General features: G+C 51.7%; 14 protein-coding genes, 1 tRNA gene and 1 pseudogene. 9 read left to right on the top strand and 7 right to left on the bottom strand.

Annotated elements, in window-relative coordinates:
* Positions 1-2: 2 nt before the first annotated feature.
* The 8 genes and pseudogenes from GOV45_RS01300 to GOV45_RS01265 all read left to right on the top strand — a co-directional run bounded on the left by GOV45_RS01300 (position 3) and on the right by GOV45_RS01265 (position 9,531).
* Positions 3-1,142 (top strand): B12-binding domain-containing radical SAM protein, encoded by a 1,140-nt coding sequence (locus GOV45_RS01300; protein ID WP_170473172.1) that lies wholly within the window; start codon positions 3-5, stop codon positions 1,140-1,142.
* A gap of 57 nt (positions 1,143-1,199) precedes the next feature.
* Positions 1,200-1,961, top strand: a pseudogene (locus tag GOV45_RS01295) (radical SAM protein); the annotation flags it as partial.
* 243 nt (positions 1,962-2,204) lie between these two features.
* Positions 2,205-3,365: a LacI family DNA-binding transcriptional regulator gene (locus tag GOV45_RS01290; RefSeq protein ID WP_254447877.1), complete on the top strand. Its 1,161-nt coding sequence runs from the start codon at positions 2,205-2,207 to the stop codon at positions 3,363-3,365.
* Entirely contained in the window at positions 3,362-4,717 is a 1,356-nt protein-coding gene (locus GOV45_RS01285; RefSeq protein ID WP_170473169.1) for an ABC transporter substrate-binding protein, read from the top strand. Before GOV45_RS01290 ends, GOV45_RS01285 begins: the two co-directional genes overlap by 4 nt.
* A gap of 62 nt (positions 4,718-4,779) precedes the next feature.
* A complete protein-coding gene (locus tag GOV45_RS01280) occupies positions 4,780-6,015 on the top strand; it encodes a carbohydrate ABC transporter permease (protein ID WP_170473168.1) in 1,236 nt (411 codons plus the stop codon).
* Positions 6,015-7,223, top strand: coding sequence for a carbohydrate ABC transporter permease (locus GOV45_RS01275; RefSeq protein ID WP_170473166.1), 1,209 nt, complete (start codon positions 6,015-6,017; stop codon positions 7,221-7,223). Before GOV45_RS01280 ends, GOV45_RS01275 begins: the two co-directional genes overlap by 1 nt.
* Before the next feature lie 5 nt (positions 7,224-7,228).
* Positions 7,229-8,476: an MGH1-like glycoside hydrolase domain-containing protein gene (locus tag GOV45_RS01270; protein ID WP_367648644.1), complete on the top strand. Its 1,248-nt coding sequence runs from the start codon at positions 7,229-7,231 to the stop codon at positions 8,474-8,476.
* Positions 8,476-9,531 carry an ABC transporter ATP-binding protein gene (locus tag GOV45_RS01265; protein ID WP_170473160.1) on the top strand — a complete coding sequence of 352 codons (1,056 nt, stop codon included), beginning with the start codon at positions 8,476-8,478 and terminating at the stop codon, positions 9,529-9,531. Before GOV45_RS01270 ends, GOV45_RS01265 begins: the two co-directional genes overlap by 1 nt.
* A 174-nt stretch (positions 9,532-9,705) precedes the next feature.
* Here the strand turns inward: GOV45_RS01265 and GOV45_RS01260 are convergent, their stop codons facing one another.
* The 5 genes from GOV45_RS01260 to GOV45_RS01240 are packed head-to-tail and all read right to left on the bottom strand — an operon-like array spanning position 9,706 to position 12,678.
* Positions 9,706-10,845 (bottom strand): energy transducer TonB family protein, encoded by a 1,140-nt coding sequence (locus GOV45_RS01260; RefSeq protein ID WP_170473157.1) that lies wholly within the window; start codon positions 10,843-10,845, stop codon positions 9,706-9,708.
* Positions 10,842-11,219, bottom strand: a complete 378-nt coding sequence (locus tag GOV45_RS01255) for an ExbD/TolR family protein (protein WP_170473152.1) — start codon at positions 11,217-11,219, stop codon at positions 10,842-10,844. Before GOV45_RS01255 ends, GOV45_RS01260 begins: the two co-directional genes overlap by 4 nt.
* Positions 11,220-11,223: 4 nt before the next feature.
* Positions 11,224-11,589 carry an ExbD/TolR family protein gene (locus GOV45_RS01250; RefSeq protein ID WP_254447876.1) on the bottom strand — a complete coding sequence of 122 codons (366 nt, stop codon included), beginning with the start codon at positions 11,587-11,589 and terminating at the stop codon, positions 11,224-11,226.
* On the bottom strand, positions 11,582-12,247 hold the full coding sequence (locus GOV45_RS01245) for a MotA/TolQ/ExbB proton channel family protein (protein ID WP_170473150.1): 666 nt from the start codon (positions 12,245-12,247) through the stop codon (positions 11,582-11,584). The genes GOV45_RS01250 and GOV45_RS01245 overlap by 8 nt, the downstream gene beginning before the upstream one ends.
* On the bottom strand, positions 12,244-12,678 hold the full coding sequence (locus GOV45_RS01240) for a hypothetical protein (protein ID WP_254442491.1): 435 nt from the start codon (positions 12,676-12,678) through the stop codon (positions 12,244-12,246). The genes GOV45_RS01245 and GOV45_RS01240 overlap by 4 nt, the downstream gene beginning before the upstream one ends.
* Before the next feature lie 404 nt (positions 12,679-13,082).
* Here GOV45_RS01240 and GOV45_RS01235 point away from each other — a divergent pair.
* A tRNA-Leu gene (locus tag GOV45_RS01235) sits at positions 13,083-13,168 on the top strand.
* A 255-nt stretch (positions 13,169-13,423) separates the two neighbouring features.
* Here GOV45_RS01235 and GOV45_RS01230 read toward each other — a convergent pair.
* Positions 13,424-14,635 (bottom strand): peptidoglycan-binding domain-containing protein, encoded by a 1,212-nt coding sequence (locus tag GOV45_RS01230; protein WP_170473148.1) that lies wholly within the window; start codon positions 14,633-14,635, stop codon positions 13,424-13,426.
* A 238-nt stretch (positions 14,636-14,873) separates the two neighbouring features.
* Entirely contained in the window at positions 14,874-16,208 is a 1,335-nt protein-coding gene (locus GOV45_RS01225; protein ID WP_170473145.1) for a metal-dependent hydrolase family protein, read from the bottom strand.
* Between the last annotated feature and the right edge of the window lie 189 nt (positions 16,209-16,397).

Raw genomic sequence — 16,397 nt, 5'->3', positions numbered from 1 at the left:
TTATGGAAAATTTAGATATTCATCTCATTTTTCCACCGCAATGGTCGCCGTTTCAGCCGTTCCTCAGCACGCCAGCGCTCAAAGCCTTTTTGGTAGAAAGGGGGTTCGCAGTAAAGCAATCTGATTGGAATGTGGAGTTTTACGACTACTTCATTTCGCGGCAGCGTTTGCGAGTGGCCATTGACAGGTTGGACCGTTATGTAAAAGACCTTGGTCCAGAACATGACAGCTATCGTAACCAAGCTTTGCTGGCATTGGGTATACTCAGCGATTTTGATCGTAAGTCTCAACAAGCTAAAGGCTTGAAAAGCGAACGCTGCCTGCGGACGATTGACGAATTTTATACTGCTGTGACAGCGTTCAAGCGTTTACTTTTTGCTTTCTCTACCGCTGAACCAGTTGTCGAGGTCGGTACTTCAAGCTTGTCGACTTCAGATGTTCTATCTTCTATTCCCAGCATTGACGAGTTTTGTTCGAACCCTGAGATAAATCCTTTCCTATCCTTCTTTCGAGAAAAGGTCAGGGCGGTCAAAAGTGAGCCACGTTACTTTGGCTTGTCGGTGATTGGTCAGGAACAGATCTTGGCGGGTTTGACACTTTCGCGAGTATTGAAGGAGGTCTTTCCGGATGTACCAATCGTAATAGGTGGCAGTGTCTTCTCGCGTCTTGTCGACAAGACTAATATGATTTCTCATTTTTTCAAAAAATACTTCGATTTCGTTTTAAGGTACGAGGGTGAATCACCGTTGGTTGAGTTGCTCGAATGTTCAGATCCGTTTGCAACTCCAAGCAGTAACCTTTGCCTGTTGAAAAACGGGAAGCTCGTTAAGACCAAACTGGCGCCTCAGGTCACGTTGGAACAGATACCGGTGCCGGATTTTAGCGATTTGGATCTTAACAGCTATTACTCGCCCGAAACAGTTCTTCCAATGCTGACAACACGCGGCTGCTATTGGGACAAGTGTGCGTTCTGCTACCACGGGATGATCTATGGGGATCGATATAGAATGTTGCAGCCCCAAACTTTCGCGGAAACTATTGAGGAATTGAGCGAGAAATACGGTGTGAAACACTTCGCTCTAAATGACGAAGCCATTCCGCCGAAACTATTTACGCATCTTCCAAAAACCGTTGCGCCTTGAAAGTTCTATTTCACCGGGCTTTATAAATTTGAAAAGTACTTTAAGCCTGAACACTACAGGGGCATGTACGACATTGGCTTTCGCTCTTTGTATATCGGCTTGGAGTCGGCAAATGAGCGTATTCAGCGGCACATGAAGAAGGACAATACTCAGGACGTAATGCTGGCGAACCTGCAAGATGCGCATGACGCTGGAATTTGGAACCACACATTCAACTTTTTTGGTTTCCCTACCGAAACGCGCAAAGAAGCCATGGAAACTGCCCAGTTTCTAGTTGATCACGCGGATATCATCCATTCTGAGGGAACTGGAGTATTCAGCTACGAGCATAATGCACCAATCTCCAAGGACCCAAAGAGCTATGGCGTCTCTGAAGTGGTGCAAAAACCTGGGAATGTACTTGAACTGTATTACGACTACGAAGTGACCGATGGGCTATCTCAGGAAGAAGCGGCGGATTTGGTCGACGAATTTGGCCAGATGAAAAAGTCTGCGGGGGTCTATTCGTATGGCGGATGGATTCCACGCGAACATCTGCTTTTGTTGTTGTCTCGCTATAGTCGCGAGGTGTTGCTTCGAAAATTGGAAGTTTTGGACCGAGGTGTACATGAAGGGGTGAGTTGGGCCGAAAATGTGAATTGGTTCACTCTTAACGCATCTGGCCATCAGCCTCGGCATTTCGTCGTCAACACTCAGGCTGGCAAGGTTCTTGAAACGAACCGAGATGCAGTAGTTGTCTTGGAGTTTTTGCCTAAGGACATTCCAACCGAGACTGTTGTGCAACATTTCCCGGTGCTGGAACAAGTGATGGCGAACTGAAGGGATTTGTTAAAATCCTATGTTGAAAGTGTTGATCGACGAAAACTTCGCAGATTAAATGCCGCGTTTTCTGGCGATCAAGATTGAACGCAAACTCATAGGACTGGGGTGATTGGTCCTTTTCTCGCGCAGAATACCTTACTTGGCGTCGGTGCTCCTCTTACGGCCATAAAATTCGGCTTTTAGTTAATTCCGGTCATTTTTTAGTTGCCGAAACCGGTTTCGGAGCGACTAAATGAAAGAATGATGACGAATCCCACTGCGCAAAAAGGCGAATCCCAGCTTCGTGCGGCGTCCGCAACAGGGCGGGTGAAGCTTGATGAGCTGGCTTATCACTTAGGGCTTTCGAAAAGCACCGTGTCGCGCGCGCTGAACGGTTATTCGGATATTTCGGACGCGACGCGAAAAAGGGTTGAGGTCACAGCGCGCAAGATGGGTTATCGCCCGCTCAGCCACGCGCAGGCTATCCGGACAGGTAAGGTCCGGGCAATTGCGATGGTTATTAATGGCGAAGAACCCGACAGGCACAATCCGTTTTTGCAGGATTTTCTTTCCGGAGCTTGTGAAGCAGCCAGTTCGTTTGACTGGACCATGACTATTTCCACGGCGAAGTCAGAAAAGGACATGCTCAAGGTCCTGGGCAGGCTTGTTGAAGAACGCAAGGCCGACGGGTTTATTCTGCCGCGAACGGAAGTTGAAGATGCCCGAGTTGAATACCTAAGGGAGCTGAAGGTACCGTTTATCCTTTATGGGCGGACTGGATACGGTCAAGCCGCAGCAATGGAAAATACCTCTTGGTTCGATATTTCCGGCGAAACGGCGATCAGAAACGCGGTCATTCGTTTGGCCGAATTCGGACACAGCAGCATTGGTTACGTCGGTAGTGATCCGAAGTTCAATTACAGTCACCTGCGCCGCGACGGATATGTTGACGGTCTGAAAGCCGCGGGCTTGGAATTTGATCCTGAATTAATCCGGGATGGCGCGCGCACGCGCGAAGAAGGAGCTTTGGAAGCGCGGGCTTTGATGAACCTGAAAAACCCGCCGACGGCTATCGTTTTTGCGACCGACTTGGCTGCTTTAGGCTGTTATTCTGTTTGTAGGGATTTGGATCTGGAAATCGGACGCGATGTTTCCGTCATTGGGTACGACGGCATCCCGGAGTGCCAATATGTCAGTCCGGGGCTCACGACGTTCAGTGTGGACTCGCATCGGGCAGGGGAGCGGCTTGCAACATTGCTGATCCGCCAGACGCGGGGCGAGCAACCTAAAGACTTACGCGAACTCAGCGAAGCTGTTCTTATAGAACGACAATCCGATGGGCCGCCGCGGCTGAAGTCCGAGGATCTGGCGCTAAAAATTGTAAATCTCAATGATCATAACCGGGGAGGAGACCGACTATGAAACTTACACCCAAGGCATCCAGGCTGATGCTTGGATCATCGCTTGCGTTGATACTGGCAGCGGTATCTGCGCACGCGGACACGATCCGTTTTTGGACGACGGAAGAGCAACCCGAACGGTTGGCAAAGCAGCAGGAAATGGCTGATCAATTCAAGGCTGAAACCGGAACTACTGTCGAAGTCATCCCGGTGACCGAAACCGATCTGGGAACACGTGCCACAGCCGCATTTGCAGCAGGCGATCTGCCGGACGTTGTTTATCATCCGTTGCAGTATGCTCTGCCTTGGGCTGAAGCGGGTATTCTGGACACGGAAGCGGCAACAGAAGTGGTTGAGGAGCTAGGCGCAGATACTTTCGCTCCGGGAGCTCTTGCAATGGCTGCGTTCAACGGCGAAACGGCATCCGTGCCGGTCGACGGCTGGACCCAAATGGTTGTGTACCGCAAAGATTTGTTTGACGAAAAAGGGTTAGACGCGCCGAGTTCTTATGCTGCGGTCGAGGCTGCCTTGGAAGCTCTGCATAGTCCGCCGGACATGTATGGATTCGTTGCAGCCACCAAGGTGGACGAAAACTTCATGAGCCAAGTGTTGGAACATGTTTTCCTGGCAAACGGAGTTAGCCCAGTTGGTCCGGACGGTTTCCAGCCGTTGGACGAGGCCAAAACAACAGAGGTACTGGACTTTTACAAAGCCATTTCCAAAGCTTCGCCTCCGGGGGAACTGTATTGGAAGCAGTCGCGCGAACTTTACTTTGATGGCAAGGCGGCAATGATCATCTGGTCGCCGTTTATTCTGGACGAATTGGCCGGCCTTCGCGACAGCGCTCCGCCCACCATCAACGATGATCCGACCTCTCGCGATTTGGCCAGCAAGACTGGAATTGTCACCAACTTTTCGGGCCCGTCCAATCCGGACGGAGCTGCATGGGGCGATGTTCGGTATTTCGGCATCACCAATGATGCGGATACCGATGCCGCCATGGAATTTGTGAAATACGCAATGGATCAGGGCTATACCCAGACATTGGCTATTGCGCCCGAAGGTAAATTCCCCGTCCGACGTGGAAATGCTGACAACCCAACAGCGTTCTCAGAAGCGTGGGCAGAGTTACCGGTCGGCGTAGATCGCAAGGCACCTTTGGGTGAACTTTACGACCAGGCCATGATCGATGAAATTGTCGGAGGTTTGGATGTCGCTCAGCGTTGGGGAGTCACCGAAGGTCAGCTCTCGCTGGCATCGAAAATGATTAACAGCCAGGCGATCAACCGTATTGTCCGTCAGTATATCGACGATGAGCTCGATGCTGCGGCCGCTGTTGCCGCTATGAACGAAGAACTCGCTAAAGTTCAATAAGTTCCGCTTGTTAATACCGCAGCGACGTTCGCGTCGCTGCACATAACCCATCGAGGTATCCCATGTCTTCGGCTGTCCCTCCGACCGGCACGGGAGCGCTTGCGAAACGCGAGGCGCGTTTGGCATGGGCGCTTCTGGCCCCGACACTGATCAGCGTCTCACTGGTTGTGATCTTGCCTCTGCTGGCCATTATCTGGATCAGTTTCAAACCTTTCACCCTATCTGACCTTCGCCCACCTGCGCCAGTGGTGCGCGAGAGTCTGCGCGGTTCCGGTGAGGACCTGCGGATCGAGTACCGTCTACGCAATTCCAGCCAGGAGATTGCAGTCGCGGGAGTGACGATCAGTGACACTCTCCCTGAGGGCATGACTCCGACATCAGAGATCACTGCTCCATGCCAATTAGAAGGGCGCGATCTATTCTGTGATTTTGGCACACTCGAGGGCGGTCAGCGCGAGCGTATCCGAATTCCGGTCGCAATTGATGGCGAAGCGGAATCTTTCGAAAATTTGGTGGAAGGATCTGTACCAATTTTGACCGGAAGCGGCCCGAATATTCTGACCAATTTTGAGTTCAGCCTTGAAAACTTTGCCAGGGTCTTTGACGGTTCAGAATTTTGGGGCGTTTTGTGGGTGACCCTTTTTTATACTGTTTTCGGTACCATCGGCGCCTTGGTTATGGGCCTTTTCGCGGCCCTTTTGCTGAACAAAAGTTTTCGGGGTCAGGGCTTTATCCGGGGCCTTTACTTGTTCCCTTATGTCGCGCCAGTCATCGCCGTCGCATTTACCTGGGTCACTTTGTTCGACCCATTTTCAGGCTCGGCCAATGCGTTGTTGGTGCAGATGGGCCTTAGTGAGGATCCGATCAACTTTTTTGGTGAACGTCCGCTCGCTTTGATCATGGTTACGGTGTTCGAGATCTGGCGTTATTTCCCTTTGTCTTTCCTGTTCATTCTAGCCCGGATGCAGTCAATCGACTCCAGCATGTACGAGGCCGCAGATATGGATGGTGCCTCTCCGTTTCAGAAGTTTTGGTTGCTGAGTATCCCTCAATTATTGGGCATTCTATCGGTGCTGTTCCTTTTGCGGTTCATTTGGACATTCAACAAGTTCGACGACATCTTTTTGTTGACCGGTGGCAATGCAGGTACGCGCACCCTGACCGTGAATGTCTACGAGCAGGCTTTTGCGATCTCTAACATTGGGGCTGGCGCTGCAGTCGCGGTTGTAATCCTGATGTGTTTACTTGCGTTCAGCTTTGTCTTCTTCCGATTTATCAGCCGAGAGGAGGGCTTGTGATGCGCAATGGATTTGTAACCGGCCCTCTCCTTGGCGCACTTTGGTTGGTCGTTATTGCGACAACCGTAGCGGTGACCATGTCCTTTGCCACTGGTGCTGCATTTCGTCCGCAGGTTCTGTTCAGCGTGATTTGGGGCGCGGTTGCCGGGTTGATCTATGTCCGCTTTCCGGTCCGGCATGCGACTGCACGTTTGGGAGTCGCGTTGTTTTTGGGTTTGTCTTGCCTGACAGGGATCGGACCTGTTCTGATTGGGTCTGGAACCACACTTTTGGCGTTGTTGATCACCGTGGGGTCAATCGCCTTGGTGATGCATTTGTCGATGGCAGAAATCCTAAAGGAACTGCCATTTGGAGAGCTAACTCGTCATGAATACGAAGATGCGGTGATCCGCTTTTGTACCGGTTTCGGATATATATTCTTCACGGCAATCGTTGTCATACCCTTCTACGTGATGGTTATGACGAGTTTGAAGTCGCAACAGGCGCTACTTCAGAACCCCTTGGATTTTTCACTGGATCTTAGTCAAGGTACCGCGCTGTTCCGCAGCTATACCGAACTGTTCCGCGACTTCAATTTCGGTACCTATCTTTGGACGTCATTCTATGTCTCGGTGCTGACGGTGTTCATCACTTTGTTGTTCAGCGTACCAGGTGCCTATGCGGTGGCGCGGTTTCGGTTCAAAGGACAAAAGGCTTTCTCGCGCTCGATCTTGTTGATTTACATGGTGCCGATGATCGTTCTGGCGTTGCCGATCTATATCGCCTTCTCACTAACAGGTCTGCGCAATTCGATACTTGGCATCGTTATGATTTATCCGGTTACAACGATCCCGGTCGCACTTTATATGCTGCAGGGTTATTTCCGCGGCTTACCGACAGAAGTTGAAGAGGCGGGTCTAATGGATGGGCTTTCGCGCATTTCGGTAATCTGGAAAATTACACTTCCGCTTAGCTTACCTGCGCTGGCTTCGGTGTCTCTATACGTCTTTATGATTGCTTGGAACGAATTCCTGTTGGCTTTCATGCTTTTGGATGACCCGTCCAAATTCACACTTACCCGAGGGGTCACAATGTTGAATTCCTCAGAAATTCCACGACAGCACCTGATGGCCGGTGCGGTGATTGCCACCGTTCCGATTATGGCGCTGTTTTTAGGACTCGAACGTTTCATGACCAAGGGCCTGACTGCGGGGTCCGTCAAAGGATGACACTGATGAATCAACATACTAACCCTGATCGCGAGGCGCGAAACATCCTGATTTCAAATGACCGCGGTGGGTACACGATCCCGACCGAGGGTCTCTATCCATATCAATGGAATTGGGACAGCGCGATTGCCGCGCTGGGCTTTGCCCAGTTTGATATTGACCGAGCCTGGATCGAAATCGAGACGTTGTTCACAGGCCAATGGACCGACGGAATGGTTCCTCATATCTTGTTTCATCAACAAGATGACGGATACTTCCCCGGTCCTGATGTGTGGGGGTGCGACGGACCGATACCTTCCTCTGGAATCATTCAACCACCCCTCGCAGCAACGATGGCCCGGAAAATCTGGGAACAAGACGCCGACGCCGGAGAAACGCGCATTCGCGAGCTTTTCCCCAAAATGCTGGCTTGGCATCGGTGGATTATGAAGTGGCGCCTGGATGATCATGGCGCTGTTTGCACGACCCATCCCTGGGAAGCCGGACGTGACAATGCACCCGACTGGGACAAAGCGATGGCGCGCATAGATGCCTCGGATGTCGGTGAATACCAGCGTCGTGACACGAGTCATGTAAACAGCGAGGATCGACCCACCAAATTCGACTATGACCGTTACATAAAACTGGTTCAAATCGGTCGTCAGGCTGGATGGGACCAGCAAGCCCTGTTAACGCAAAATCCGTTTCGTGTTGCAGATCCGACAATGACATTCACGACATTGCGGGCGGCGAGGGACTTGTTGGCCATTAGTGAACAACTGGGATTGGACGCCGAAGGTCTGGGCGCGGATATCGCTGACTTGGAAGTAGGTGCAAGCTCACTTTGGAACGAAGATCTGGGCGTTTTTGACTCGCGTGATGCAAGGACCAAAGAATGGTCAGGCAGCATTTCGAACGCTTCGTACCTTTGTTGGTACGCAGGGATTGAATCAGAAAAAATGTTGGATCGATTGAAGGCGGTATTGGCGTCGGTACCTTTTCCCGTTCCAAGCTATGATACGTCCATGCCGAACTTTGATGCGCGACGATATTGGCGCGGTCCGACATGGGCGTTCATGAACATGATGATCGGGTTCGGTTTGGCGGAAATGGGTCATGAACAACGGGCGGAAGAACTGCGTGTAAAGACTAAAGAATTAATCTCTACATATGGGTTTGCAGAGTATTTCGACCCGATTTCTGGCAGCCCGGCGGGCGGCAATGCGTTCACGTGGACAGCAGCTGTTTGGCTTCACTGGGCAGGGAGGGACTAATGGGTAGCATCGAACTAAAGTCGGTCGAAAAATGGTTTGGTTCCGCGCAGGTTATCAAAGGTGTTGACCTGAAAATCGAAGAAGGGGAATTCATCGTCTTCGTTGGTCCATCTGGCTGTGGCAAGTCGACTTTGCTTCGCATGATAGGTGGGCTCGAAGATATTTCGCGGGGGTCACTATTAATAGATGATAGCGACGTAACAGACCACCCCCCGTCCAAGCGTGGCCTGACAATGGTCTTTCAATCTTATGCTCTGTATCCGCATCTGACAGTTGCAGAAAACATGGGTTTCTCCCTCAAGGTTGCTGGTGTCCAGAAAGCAGAAATAGATAGGCAGGTTAGCAAAGCGGCCGACGTTCTAAAACTTGGTCCATTTCTGGAAAGACGCCCCAAAGACCTTTCCGGAGGGCAGCGACAGCGGGTTGCAATTGGCCGATCCATTGTGCGTGATCCCACAGCATTTTTGTTTGATGAACCACTTTCGAACCTTGATGCGGCTTTGCGGGTCGAAATGCGTTATGAGATCGCCAAACTTCATCAAAATCTCAAACGCACAATGATTTATGTGACGCACGATCAGGTCGAGGCGATGACTCTGGCCGATCGGATTGTCGTTCTAGAATACGGTACAATTGCTCAGGTGGGTTCACCACGCGAACTTTACGAACGTCCGGCAAATCTGTTTGTGGCTCAGTTCATCGGCAGCCCAAAGATGAATATTCTACCATGCAAGACGCGGAACGGTCGTTACGAACTGGAGCAAGGCGGAAGTGGTGAATTCACGCTGTCCGGCGAGGCCATTAAGCTGGGTATCCGACCCGAACACATAAGTGTGGTCGCACCAGGTGATGGGCAAAGTGACGGGGTCATTGAGGTAATTGAATATCTTGGTGCGGACACATTTTTAATTATCGATTGCGGGGCGGAAGAAAAAGTGACTGTTCGGTTAAACGGGGATACAGACCTGAAACCCGGAACGAAGGTTGGCCTGCATTTTCCGCAGGAAAGCCTGCATTTCTTTGATGAAAGCGGTCAGGCTTTGGGAGCAAAATAGCAGAAGTTACTTTGGGCAAGGTGAAAACAGATCAAGGTTATGGTGACCTGCTCCAGAATGTCTCTGGCCAATGCTTTTGACGCTTGGTTGCAATACCTGGTAAGGTAATCGGCCCAATTTGAAGAATCAAAACCCGGTTAGCGCAAAGCTGCCTTAATACATTCAGAAGACGTTTCACCTGATCTGATAGAAAAAAGACAGCTTTCGACTGACGCCCCCTGGTGGCCGTGGAAAAGGTGCTGCGCTGCGCACTTGTTCTTTTGCCGCGCGTTCGACATCAGGCGCACCCGAGCTGTCGACAACGTCTACCCATGCCAAGGTACCGTCAGGGTTAATCTCAAAAAAAACCTGAGCAAACCCGCGGGTTGCAACATAAACGAGCGGTGCGCGGTTCAGATGCACCAACACCTGGCCGGCATAGTTTGTTCTGTCCGAATTCCCAGGACCAAGACCGCCTGATCGGTTTCCGCCGCGATCTTGTCTGAATGTGTCAAGTCCTTCACGGCGATACACGGTGAGAGGCGAGTCAATGGTTTGGTCCGGAAAGCGCAAGTTGTCAAAATTCCTTGATGGGTCCAAAGCGCTTGGTGATGTCTGACGAGGTCTGCGGTCTGGAAGGCGCGGCCTTAATGAAGATACAACTGCCTGCTCGGACTCTGCATCTTCTTCGGATCCTTCGGTGTCTTCGGGTGTTATTGGGGCGATGGGCACGTCCGGTGTTTCAGTAACGACCGTCTGGTTTTCAACAGGAACTGTAAGAGGTTGCGGCGGGGGCAGGGCCGCAAATTCTTCTGGCTCTTTTGCAGTTGGTAACTCAGCAACGGGCTCGGCAACCGGTGCTGCTGCTTCGGTAGCTTCAACCGGCGCTTCTGCTGAAGTATCGGGAGTGACGGGCGCGGACGCGACGGGTTCGGCAGTTTCTGCCTCGTTGTCATCTGCCTGACCCTGCGTATCGGTAACGGGCGATTGGGGAGCCTCCGGTTGAATGATTGTCGAAGTCCCTGTGTCGGGGGACGAGACATCTTGCGGTTCTGGCGAGGCGACAAGTACGTCACTTGTTGGAACTTCGGCTGGTTCTGGTTCTGCTGTGGAGTCAACCGACGGTTCCGGCACCTCCGCCTGTTCTGGTTGAACCTGCTCTGGTGGAGCATCGACGAATTCTTCAAACGCAGTGCTCAATTCAAGGCTATTAGCCCGGCTTTCAATGACTTTTTTTTCTGTAAGTCTAGGCGCGGTTAGGCTCAAACCCAACAGGTGTAACATTAGCGAAAGCGTAATCGCCATTGCAGCGACGAAAACGGAGGTTCTGATCATTCCAGAGCCTGACGTGTTACAAGAAACACAGAAGGTGCGCCCAACCGACGAAGTGCTCCGGTAACTTCGATCAGACGTTGCCCAGACACGTTCTTGTCGGGAACAATTCGGACCGGTCCCGCGCTATTCCGCGACAGATAAGACTCGGGGTCAGTCGGTAGCCCACGAAAACTCAGAGACCCGTCCGAATGCAGGATTATAGCATCAGGTGGATCGCGCCCCTCGAGCTCGGCCGTGTCTATCAGTTCAAGATCGGGGTCCAACGGCGGGGCCAGCGTACCAGCCAATAGGAAATAGATCAGCATCAGGAAAACGACATTGATCAGCGGAATTGTTGAGTCGCGTTTGATGCGTGGGCGTGTTGCACGGATCATGGTTTTATTCCAGTACCGTAACGGTAAGCCCATCTTGTCCGCGCAATCGAACAAGAAGATCTACCAGTCGTTGGGCCGATGTATCGGTGTCCAAACTGACCAGCACTTGCCCGGTTCCGATCTGACTGGCCACTTCATCCAATGTCGTGACAGTGCCGTTCAGAATCAGTCGTTGTGAACCCAGTTGCAGAAAGACCCTGTCGGCGGGTTCGGGCACGTCTGCAACACCTGCTGTCGCGTTGATCAATTCGATCTCGGCGAAGCGGGAAAACGTTGAAGACAACATGAAAAACAGTAAAAGCAAGAAAATAACGTCGATGAGCGGTGTCATCGACATTCGTCGCCGAACAAATGGGGCGGTCCTACGCATGTTCCGGAGCTGCTATCGGCGCGCTCGCCCCGTCCACTGGCTGTATCGACTGACCCGGCACCAATATTGTGCGAAGGGCTTTGTCTGCAAACACTCTTTCTCGCGCTGTACGGCTCTCAAACCATGAAAGTACCATTGAGGTGGGCATTGCTACTGCAAGCCCAACTGCAGTGGTGACCAGCGCAACCCAAATTCCACCCGCCAACAGTGACGGATCGACGGCTGAGCCAGCGCTCTGAAGGCTCTGGAACGCGTTGATCATGCCAAGCACCGTGCCAAAAAGCCCAAGCAGCGGTGCAAGCTGCGCTACAGTATCCAGCAGTCGGAACCCGCGTTCCAGGCGGGCAAGCGCCAACCCTGCTTCGGCGTCAAGTCGATCTTCGATACCGGGCACGTTCCGTGCATCCATCGCTGCACTAACAATGGGTGCCAGGTAACTACTGCTTTCATTCAATCGAGATCGCGCAGCGCCTGGATCCCCTGCATCCCACGCCTGAAGCGCCTTGGACAAAACCCGGTGCCGCCCAACTCCGCAAGCCGCGAACTGCCAGAGTTTGTAAATCGTCACAGCCAGCGTCAGAACAGACATTACAAGCAGGATCGCTACGACTGGGCCGCCCAGGTTAAGGATTTCACGCAAAGCTGCTACCGGGCTCATCCCAAAAGCTCCATTTTAACACGGCTGTTCAGCTTCAGCGCGTTTCGACATATGTCACTTTCCGATCCGCCGACAACACAAGTATTGGCACCATTTATCAGCACTTGCCCCACTGAACTGCAGGCTCTTGTGGGCAGATCGAATTGACGCACTCTGGGTCTATCGGCTGGCAGTTCGCGGAAATCGAACAGAGAAAGGCTGACAACCTGCCCATTTGTGTCAAAAATAACCGTTTCAAATACTGCTTTTTCTATAACGGACTCGGTTTCATTCATTATCAAAAAAGTCAGTCTGCAGGCGTCGGTAACGTCCTGAACGGCATTCAGCTCAACCAGCAACCCTGATTGGGACTTTTCCTTGGGCTGTGCGACGGCGCTGAAAGTAAATGCAGCGGTGAACAGAGCCACGAACGCAAGGCATCGAAACAACATGGACGGGCTCCGAATTGTTTTTTTTTGAACGTGAAGATATGTAGTGCTCTTCGCGTATGATGCCACTCTATCCGAGACGGATATTTGGCGAAAGAGCGACCTGACGCAGCTGTCAGTACGATCCATCAAAACTTTGCAGAATCTTTTTTCGTGCATTTGCTGCGCGACGAATTGGATGGAATTCAAAGGTACTTTCTCGACAGCTAAAAACGGGATTACGCCCTTTATTGGCTTTGTATAGACCGAAACGACAACTTCGGACTTCATCGCCTTGGGGCCGGCGTATCTCGCAATTATCCACAAGTGGCATTTCTAGCTTATCTGTCTCTTTTCAATCCGGAAACGAGGATGTAAGAGTCGCCAGAGCTAAGATGACTGCTCCTTTATGGCGGCACTTTCAAGGCGCGGGCGTGATGGAATGGTAGACATATCGGACTTAAAATCCGAAGGCCTTAGTGCCGTGTGGGTTCGAGTCCCACCGCCCGCACCACAAAGTATCATTAATTGATTGTAAAATAACAATAAAAATTGCTCTTACCCAAGCAAGCCCCCAATCTTCGTTGGCCAAGCCGCCTTTGCTTCGATTGGATTCTCGCGTTTCTATACGAATATTTTGCGCACGTGATTACCCATCATGACTTAAACTCGCAAAGTTTAGACAGTATACGCAGCGAGAAATGGCGGGTAACTCTCAGGTTTACCCGCCGCGCTGTCACGTCATTTGTGGATACGCAGTGACCTTGGTTTACTGCGACTTAGTCATTGCTGTTCGCAACAGCTCCGGACGGTCGGATTGGGACGGCAGGAAAACAGCCTGTGATCCTGCATCCAGTGCGGAAAGGCTCGCATCATACCACTGCATCGCAAGATCACGGCGTTCTTGCACACCGAAACCTTCGCGAAGGTGGTGCCCAATCAGTTCGCCATAAGCAGGCTCGCCCATTGCGACCAGCATCAGCGCAGATCCAATTGCGCTGTCCATGTTGTCCTGGCGGTAACCGATCGCAAGGCAGACCTTGCTTGTTGCCACCAGATCCTCGGGATCAAGCCCCGTATCCAAAGCAAACGTGCGCATCTGAGATTCTGCTTCGGCTTTTGAACTTAAAGAAAGTGCAACGACTTGCGGCTCCAAAGTTTCCCCGAAAGCGCTGCACTGCGCGGCCACTTGGTCAGGCGTCAGCCCTTGGACGTCTTCCATAAGCTCTTCACCGGTCGCCATTGCGTAGCTTCGGGCGAGGCAAAACTGTTCGCTCAATGCGAAATTTGGGTCGGACATATTCGACAGGGTCGTGTAGCCACCATTTGTCGACGTTTGCAGCATAACCGCGCTGCAGCGGTTGGCGAGCGACGGCCCCCCTGTGCCGCCCGAGAATAGGCTTGGTAGGCTCGAATTCGTTTCTTCAGAACTGTCGGTCGCTGAAGCGTCTTCTTGGGGTGCAACAGCTGGTGTAGCCTGTGCTGCGGCCTGAGGGGCGACCGCCAGAGCAGTTTCGCTTTGCAACTGTTGGCGATACGCCATCAGAAGTGGCTGGCCCGAAAGTTGAGTGGCGGCTTGTCCGCCGCTTGTCCCCCAGTAGTATGCCTGCATCAAAAAGTCATACTGATACGGTTGGAAGTCATAGCCATTGACAGGATAGCCCATTGAAGCTTGATAGCGTTCTATGGCTGCCCGGGTTCCACTGCCGACCTGTCCATCAACCCTACCGGCATTGTAGCCGAAATAGTTGAGCGCCGTCTGGGTTTGCGCACCCTGTGTAGTTGATGGAATTCCTGACCGATAGGTCCGAGTTGTTGTCTGAGCCTTTTTCTTTTGCTGGTCCTTACCAATCGCGTAACCCAAAACCCCGCCTACGACAGCGCCGCCAATAAAGTCGCCCGCGTCGGCCCGCGCAATCTGAGGAGCAGCCATCGCGAATGAGAGCGCGATGCCGAGCGTTGATATCAATCGAATAATCATGACTTACCTCCACAACAAAGCGTCTATTTGAAACCAGTATAGCACAACCGGTACCTACCGTGGGTATAGATGCGATCTCGATGCAGAATTCTTGCGCGTATAACGGCCGATAAGCAAAGTTTTCCCGGACTGAGCTTTTATCGCAGGCGGGTTTTTACGCACAATGCGTTAGCGTTGCGCTTTTTTGAAACGGCTAGTTTCCAACTCGAAACAGGCGCAACAATCCAACGGGGATCGTTCAAAGGTCGTTTTTGTATATCGCACCGTTAAGCATGATCAGGTCAATGGTTTCGATCGGCTTCCATTCTTCGGGCGCATCAAACCACTGTTCCTGACCGCCAATTGCCCGGATGTCTTCCAGTGGGTTGCCGTCCACCAGCAGGAGGTCGGCGTACGCGCCTGGCTCGATCACGCCCAGTTTACCTTCTTTGTAAGGGTTGCGTTCGCCGGACATTGCCAGAACCTCTCCAGCGACAGAAGTCATCTGTTTAAGGACCTCAAAGTTAGAGTCGAACGTCTGAGTGCGCCACCAGATTTCGTAACGGCGCGCTCTTTCAGCGTCAGCGTTCACACCGACATAGTCAGAAGCGAATACGACTTTCACCCCATTTTTTACTAGGTTGCGTCCAAAATCAGCGTATTCCTTTCCCAATTCCTGAACCAAAGGAATTTTCGCCGGAGGCATCAAAGGATTCTTGGCAAGATCGGGGGAGATCCCCCACATTTGCGGAACCACATACGCGCCTTCGGCTGCTATCCTCTGCATGGTTTCTTCTGAGATGAAAAAGGTGTGTTCGAACGTTCTGACACCGCAGTCTAGTAATCGATTGACGGCGCGATCAGTGAATACATGAGCCGCAACATAGGTTCCCCAGTCCTTTGTCGTTTCGACAATCGCGCAAGTTTCTTCCTTGGAAAACTGGGTTGTATCGATCGGATCAAATCGCGAAGAGCCGCCGCCGCCCGCCATGATTTTGATTTGAGTGGCACCATTTCGAAGGTTTAATCGAGTAGCTTTTAATGCTTCTGGGACACCATCCGCTACGGTGCCGATCCCCATACGCTCAAAATTCGATAAATCTCCTGCGTCTGCGTAACTAAAGCCAGGGTCGGCCCTGTCGCGGAAGTCGCCGTGGCCCGACGTCTGAGAAATAAATGCGCCCGATGGGTACAATCGCGGCCCGATCAGGAGACCGCTGTTTACTGCCCTGGCCAAACCAAAAGCAGGCCCCCCCATATCACGAACAGAGGTGAAACCGTCCATCAAGAACCGCTCCATAACAATAACGGCGTTGTAAGACAGGTCAGTGATGTCACTATCGCGTTCGATGACACCATAATCATTGTTGATCATAACATGAGCGTGGCCATCGATCAGGCCGGGCATCAGAGTCCGACCATCCCCGTCAATTACAATGGCATTTGGAGCATCAATTTCATCTGTAGACACTTCTTTGATTAGTTTGCCTTCGACAAGAACGCTGGCACCCTGCATCAGCGTCTCGTTGACCCCGTCAAAGATGTTTACGTTGTTTATCAGGGTTTGTTCCGGTTTTTCTGTATGTAGTCGCATGGCGCCTAGCTCACCGGGGGAGTATATGCTTGAGAAGTCTTGATTTTGACCGAGCGCCGGAACTGCAGTTGAGCACGCGAAAGCTAAAGCTACAGGCAAAGAACGAAAACTTTTGATCATGAATTACTCCTCCCGTCGAGTAATCACGATATCTCATTTGTTCAAATATCCAAATGATGGAATATTCAA

The sequence above is a fragment of the Ruegeria arenilitoris genome (assembly GCF_013035425.1).
Taxonomy (GTDB): domain Bacteria; phylum Pseudomonadota; class Alphaproteobacteria; order Rhodobacterales; family Rhodobacteraceae; genus Ruegeria; species Ruegeria arenilitoris_A.
This window is presented reverse-complemented; position numbering and strand designations above follow the sequence as displayed.

Excerpts from the sequence above, each read along its gene's own strand:
- GOV45_RS01285 (WP_170473169.1), top strand. The coding sequence starts at position 3,362 with ATGAAACTTACACCCAAGGCATCCAGGCTGATGCTTGGATCATCGCTT.
- GOV45_RS01225 (WP_170473145.1), bottom strand. The coding sequence starts at position 16,208 with ATGCGACTACATACAGAAAAACCGGAACAAACCCTGATAAACAACGTA.
- GOV45_RS01250 (WP_254447876.1), bottom strand. The coding sequence starts at position 11,589 with ATGCGTAGGACCGCCCCATTTGTTCGGCGACGAATGTCGATGACACCG.
- GOV45_RS01290 (WP_254447877.1), top strand. The coding sequence starts at position 2,205 with ATGATGACGAATCCCACTGCGCAAAAAGGCGAATCCCAGCTTCGTGCG.
- GOV45_RS01300 (WP_170473172.1), top strand. The coding sequence starts at position 3 with ATGGAAAATTTAGATATTCATCTCATTTTTCCACCGCAATGGTCGCCG.
- GOV45_RS01240 (WP_254442491.1), bottom strand. The coding sequence starts at position 12,678 with ATGTTGTTTCGATGCCTTGCGTTCGTGGCTCTGTTCACCGCTGCATTT.
- GOV45_RS01280 (WP_170473168.1), top strand. The coding sequence starts at position 4,780 with ATGTCTTCGGCTGTCCCTCCGACCGGCACGGGAGCGCTTGCGAAACGC.
- GOV45_RS01255 (WP_170473152.1), bottom strand. The coding sequence starts at position 11,219 with ATGATCCGTGCAACACGCCCACGCATCAAACGCGACTCAACAATTCCG.
- GOV45_RS01260 (WP_170473157.1), bottom strand. The coding sequence starts at position 10,845 with ATGATCAGAACCTCCGTTTTCGTCGCTGCAATGGCGATTACGCTTTCG.
- GOV45_RS01230 (WP_170473148.1), bottom strand. The coding sequence starts at position 14,635 with ATGATTATTCGATTGATATCAACGCTCGGCATCGCGCTCTCATTCGCG.
- GOV45_RS01245 (WP_170473150.1), bottom strand. The coding sequence starts at position 12,247 with ATGAGCCCGGTAGCAGCTTTGCGTGAAATCCTTAACCTGGGCGGCCCA.
- GOV45_RS01270 (WP_367648644.1), top strand. The coding sequence starts at position 7,229 with ATGAATCAACATACTAACCCTGATCGCGAGGCGCGAAACATCCTGATT.
- GOV45_RS01275 (WP_170473166.1), top strand. The coding sequence starts at position 6,015 with ATGCGCAATGGATTTGTAACCGGCCCTCTCCTTGGCGCACTTTGGTTG.
- GOV45_RS01265 (WP_170473160.1), top strand. The coding sequence starts at position 8,476 with ATGGGTAGCATCGAACTAAAGTCGGTCGAAAAATGGTTTGGTTCCGCG.